At 35.6% G+C, this 3,820-nt stretch carries 5 protein-coding genes; 4 read left to right on the forward strand and 1 reads right to left on the reverse strand.

Translation table 11 applies throughout. The annotated features are described in order from the left end of the window. Positions 1 to 244: hypothetical protein (locus tag Q0543_RS01740; RefSeq protein ID WP_299248214.1), on the reverse strand; the 244-nt coding region annotated here is incomplete at its 3' end. A 155-nt stretch (positions 245 to 399) separates the two neighbouring features. Between Q0543_RS01740 and Q0543_RS01745 the strand changes: the two genes are divergently transcribed. The 4 genes from Q0543_RS01745 to Q0543_RS01760 all read left to right on the forward strand — a co-directional run bounded on the left by Q0543_RS01745 (position 400) and on the right by Q0543_RS01760 (position 3,057). Next, positions 400 to 1,062: a Bro-N domain-containing protein gene (locus Q0543_RS01745; RefSeq protein ID WP_299248215.1), complete on the forward strand. Its 663-nt coding sequence runs from the start codon at positions 400 to 402 to the stop codon at positions 1,060 to 1,062. 250 nt (positions 1,063 to 1,312) lie between these two features. Next, complete coding sequence (locus Q0543_RS01750; RefSeq protein ID WP_299248217.1) at positions 1,313 to 2,257, forward strand: DUF1186 domain-containing protein; 945 nt, start codon at positions 1,313 to 1,315, stop codon at positions 2,255 to 2,257. Between the two features lie 189 nt (positions 2,258 to 2,446). After that, positions 2,447 to 2,689, forward strand: a complete 243-nt coding sequence (locus tag Q0543_RS01755; RefSeq protein ID WP_299248219.1) for a type II toxin-antitoxin system HicA family toxin — start codon at positions 2,447 to 2,449, stop codon at positions 2,687 to 2,689. 8 nt (positions 2,690 to 2,697) lie between these two features. Continuing rightward, entirely contained in the window at positions 2,698 to 3,057 is a 360-nt protein-coding gene (locus Q0543_RS01760) for a type II toxin-antitoxin system HicB family antitoxin (protein WP_299248221.1), read from the forward strand. Positions 3,058 to 3,820: the final 763 nt, after the last annotated feature.

Below are 3,820 nucleotides of genomic sequence, written 5' to 3' on the forward strand. Positions count from 1 at the left end.
GATATGTTACGCCATTTGCTTCAGCAATAATCTTAGCATCGTTATACGAACAGAATAAAATCGTAATGGTAATTTTATCAATAGTATTTTTTGATACAAAACGAAAGCCTTCCTCAATACATTCTGATTTCTTCCAAGCCTTCCAATCAAAAGGTATTTCTACCAATACATCTTCGACATGATTTAAAAAAAATTCCATGCGCTTTGCATCGTAATGGGTACTGTTGAGTATGATTGTGTTCATAGTTTGAAAATTGTTTATGCACTCAAATTAATGTAATATACTTTATCAATAAAGGATAAATATTATAGATAAACAATTTCAACCGTACACTTAAATACAGTACATTAGGTTGATAAAATTCACAAATTAAATTTCAACCAGCTAAAAAAATTACTATGTCGAGTTTAAAATTCTTTGAAAATAAAAAAGTACGAACAGACTGGGACGCCGATAAAGAAGTTTGGTATTTTTCAGTGATTGATGAAATTGAAATTTTAACGGATAGCCCCAGACCAAGAAAATATTGTAATGCATTAAAAACCAAGCTTAAAGAAGAAGGAAATGAAACGTCCCAAAAATTGGGACAGCTGAAAATGCTAGCAGAAGATGGCAAAATGAGAGAAACAGATGTTGCCGATACCAAAACACTACTCCGCATCATTCAATCCATTCCATCACCCAAAGCTGAGCCATTTAAACAATGGTTGGCAAAGGTAGGCTATGAAAGCATGCAAGAAATTGCTGATCCAGCCCAGAGCCTCGATAGAGCGCGTGAGCATTGGCAGAAACTAGGACGTAGCGAAAAATGGATACAACAACGCATGACGGGCCAAGAAACCCGAAACAAATTAACTGATTATTGGAAGGAAACGGGTGTAAGCGAAAAAGATAAATTTGCACTGCTAACAAATATTATCCATCAAGAATGGACGGATTTAACAGTTAAGGAACACAAAGATTTAAAAGGACTCAAATCACAAAACCTTTGTGACCACATGAACGAAGCGGAATTAATTTTTACTGCATTGGCCGAATTGTCTACCCGACAGATTGCCTAAAGTGAGGAAGCCAAAGGAATTACAGAAAATGCGAGTGCAGGTAAGAAAGGTGGTTCCATTGCTAAAAATGCACGAACTGCATTAGAATCAAAAACGGGTAAATCTGTGGTTACAGGCGAAAACTTTTTACCACAGACGAAAAAGAAATTGGGAAATGTGAAAAGGTGATGGATATTTTTTATATTAAAAACTAATTATTAAAAGAAAGGTAACTCTTGCCAAGCAATAAAAACAAGACTTCATTACAAAGATGGAAACTGAAATACAATTACCCCTCCCTCATTTTACGCATGCAGACATAGCGAGTTTGTATAACTTGAACTATGAAAAAGCTTCTGTTGAATTAGAAAAAATTATATTGCTTCCTAGAGAAAGTTTATTGCGTGATTTAGAAAGTGTATTGAAAGACAGTGTTCCGCGCTACGAAATCCTTGCACGTTTAAATGATGAAAACGAATCTGACTTTGATTGGGACACAAGCAATGCTCCGTCTTTTGCACTCTTTATGCTTGCAGAATTAGAAGCCAAAGAAAGTTTACCTGCCGTGTTGGAATTTTTCAGCACAGAAATTGAGTATTTTTTTGATTTTTATTTGGGTAGTATGTTAGGCGAACAAATTTGGTCTGTGTTCTACAAAATAGAAAACGAAAACGTAGAGCTCTACAAACCATTTGTATTTAATCCGAATTCCTTCACCTATGCAACAACCGAGATTTCTGTAATGGTTGCACAAATAGCTTTGCACCACCCCGAACGAAGAGAAGAAGTTATTGCTTGGTACAAAGATGTGTTAGAACATTTTTTATCTGTCAATACAACGTTTGACGAAACGTTGCTAGGACTAATTGTTGCGGATATCATGGATGTTAATGGCGTAGAATTAATCCCTCAAATTGAAAATTTATTCGAAAAAGACATTGTAGATTATGGGGTCTGTGGTTCTTTTGAAGATGTCAAAACTGAATTGACAAATACTATAAATGGCAGAAAAAGAAACGTTGATACGCTTGCGGAGCGTTGTGTATTTGTAAATTCTTGCTTAGGAGATCAACAAGCCACACCCGACTTTGCTTCATTACTTGGCGATTTTAAAACTCCAAAACCTCAAGCCATTTTACCTGAACCAAAAGTAGGTCGCAACGACCCCTGTCCCTGTGGCAGTGGTAAGAAGTATAAAAAATGCTGCGAGAAGTAGATTTATGGGCGGATTATCTATTTAGAAATCCTTAATATCGAGGTTGGCCAGTGTTAATTAACAAAAAGGCTGAACAGGATATTGAGAAGTGTATGAACGATAATAACTGCCATTTTGCTTCTTAATTTTTTTTGACTTAAATTGCAACTATAATTCAGTTGCACACGTTTATTTTTAACAACCAGCTAAGTGAGCAAAATAGAAAAACTAATCTCTAGGCTAAAATCTGATCCAACGGATTTTACTTGGGATGAACTTGTAAAAGTATTGACATTTTATGGATATGAAGAGTTAAAGAAAGGCAAAACGGGAGGTTCAAGACGAAAGTTCTGTACTAAAGACGGGCAAATCATCAGCTTACACAAACCTCACCCTACTGATATTCTTAAATCGTATGTCATCAAAGAAATAATAACACATCTAAATCTTTAACATACAGTATGGAAAATGTACTAAGCTACAAAGATTATATTGGCACGGTATCTTTTAGCAATGAAGATGAAATTTTCTATGGAAAAATTCATGGAATCAATGATCTGGTAACCTTTGAAGGCACTACCGTTAAAAAGCTAAAGGCATCATTTGAAGAAAGTGTGGATGATTATCTAGCAACCTGTAAAGAATTAAATAAGCTTCCAGAGAAAACATTTAAAGGGTCATTTAATATTCGCATCACAAGTGACTTACACCGAAAAGCTTCGTTAATCGCAAGTCAAAAAAGTATTTCATTAAATGATTTTATTAAAAAAGCGATTGCATTTGCAATTAATCATGAAAATGAAATTGATTGTGCGCAGTAGGCTTTTAAATTTTTAGTAAAATAAATGCGACCGGATTTAATACCTAGGTCTTTGCAACATACCTGAAGAATAAATATAATTCAAGTGCAGACTTTTATGAAACAGGCTGTAATTATCGAGAAGGAATTTCTACACACTATAGAGGATAAGGCTCTGGCTTCCGTGTGGGTGTTGGCCAGAAAAGGCACAACAGCAGGTTGAGTGGTGGTTTGGTAAGAGTGGTTAACACCAACAGCAGTAGAAAAATATAACTAAACGATTTTCATGCCGTGGTTGGCACGTTTAAGTGCCACAACACGCACAATAGAAATCAAAACTAACCCACTTAAACTGCCAACTACCGAACGCAGCCACTACAGCATAGCACAAAGATGGTTGGCAGTTTACGCAATAAACATCTCCACATATTTATTAAATATCAGAGGCGTAAACGTGCCTAACCATGGCACATATAGAAAGAAACAAATAACAACCTAACTGCCATGCAGTATTTCATGCCGTGGTTGGCACGTTTAAGTGCCCATGCCGTCAAAAAAAAAACAAATAATAGCCCACTTAAACTGCCAACCACCTAAAGCTTCTCCTACAGGATAATATAAGAGATGGTTAGCAGTTTACGCAAAAAGGACCAATGCACCAATACATATTCATGGGCGCAAACGGGATCAAGTACAAAAGTTGTGGGTTAGTTCATAAATAATGATTTTTGTAAGGATAAATAATCCTTATGAACGACAGCTATAAAAGTTTAATAGAGCTAATA

It is taken from the genome of uncultured Cytophaga sp. (assembly GCF_937863595.1).
In the GTDB taxonomy this organism is placed as follows: Bacteria; Bacteroidota; Bacteroidia; order Cytophagales; family Cytophagaceae; genus Cytophaga.

Excerpts from the sequence above, each read along its gene's own strand:
- Q0543_RS01745 (WP_299248215.1), top strand. The coding sequence starts at position 400 with ATGTCGAGTTTAAAATTCTTTGAAAATAAAAAAGTACGAACAGACTGG.
- Q0543_RS01750 (WP_299248217.1), top strand. The coding sequence starts at position 1,313 with ATGGAAACTGAAATACAATTACCCCTCCCTCATTTTACGCATGCAGAC.
- Q0543_RS01760 (WP_299248221.1), top strand. The coding sequence starts at position 2,698 with ATGGAAAATGTACTAAGCTACAAAGATTATATTGGCACGGTATCTTTT.